Here is a 1177-nt window from a genome sequence, read left to right on the forward strand (position 1 = left end):
GCTGCGGCTCAGCTCGCGCGCCATGTTCGAGCCACTCGATCCGTCGCGTGAGCGCGCGCAGCCGCTGGCCCTGCACCATCGCGACAATGCCGAGCGCCAGCACGGCGAGGAACAGGATGCCGTCCATCGCGGACCTTGTGGCAGCTTGGTCGCAGTCGCGCCAGTGCGGGTTTGCGGTTGGCAAGACGAACTGCAGTTGCGCCGCGGTTGCGGGGGCGTAGATGTCGCCACATGGAACTGAGCTTCACGAAATGTCACGGGTCGGGGAACGACTTCTGTCTGATCGATTCCCGCGATCTCGATCTGGACGATGCGAGCTGGGGAAGGATCGCGCGGACCTTGTGCGATCGGGCCGGGCCGGTCGGCGCGGACGGGATCTTGTTGCTGACGCCCGGAGATGGCGCGTCGGATTTCGGCATGCGGGTCGTGAATGCCGATGGGTCCGAACCCGAGACCTGTCTGAATGGATTGCGGTGCGTGGCGCGCGCGGGTTTCGAGGCATTGGGCATCGACGCGGCGCGGGTGCGGTTGAAGACCAGCGGGGCTGAAGTCGCGCGCGAGGTGGAGCTGGCTCCCGGCGTTTACACGGTGCGCGAGACGGTGGGACCAGTGGCCACGGATCCGGCGGCGGTGGGCATTCGGGTGGCCGCACCGGTGATCGAGGCGGCGGTGCCGGGACTACCGAGCGACCGCGCCTTTACCGCGCTGGCGATGCCCAATCCGCATCTGATCGCGTTCGTCGAGAAGGTCGATGTCGCCGAGCTGGTCGCGCTGGGCAGCTGGTGCGAGGCGGGGCCGGAGTTGCTGGTCGACCGCGCCAATGTGAGCTTTGTCGAAGTGCGCGGCAGCGACCCCGGATCAAGTCCGGGGCTGGCTCTGTTCGTGCAGACGTTCGAGCGCGGGGTCGGGCTGACCAATGCGTGCGGAACCGCGATGGCGGGGTCGGTGCATGCCGCGGGACTGACCGGGCGGCTGCCGTTCGGGGAGTGGCTGACGGTGTTCAACCCCGGCGGCCGCGTTCGCGCGCGCGCCGAGGGGCCGGCGGGCGGCGACGCGGTGACGATCGCGGGCAATGCGACGTTCGAGTGGGACGGGGTGATCGAGGTGGACCCGGCGACCGGAGCTGCGGGCGCGGTGCGGGTGGTGCGGCGGCGGGGGGAAGAGGTTGCTGCTTGGG

Annotated in this window: 2 protein-coding genes; one reads left to right on the forward strand and one right to left on the reverse strand. The window is 69.6% G+C overall.

Annotated features, from left to right (window positions below):
* Positions 1–184, reverse strand: a 184-nt coding sequence (locus AX681_RS22270) for a hypothetical protein (protein ID WP_197424213.1), incomplete at its 3' end; no start/stop codon positions are given.
* 47 nt (positions 185–231) lie between these two features.
* Between AX681_RS22270 and dapF the strand changes: the two genes are divergently transcribed.
* Positions 232–1177 (forward strand): diaminopimelate epimerase (dapF, locus tag AX681_RS02700; RefSeq protein ID WP_066681613.1); only part of this gene is annotated, 946 nt, incomplete at its 3' end.

Origin of the sequence: Sphingomonas sp. CCH9-E2 (genome assembly GCF_001557215.1) — a bacterium.
Taxonomy (GTDB): domain Bacteria; phylum Pseudomonadota; class Alphaproteobacteria; order Sphingomonadales; family Sphingomonadaceae; genus Sphingomonas.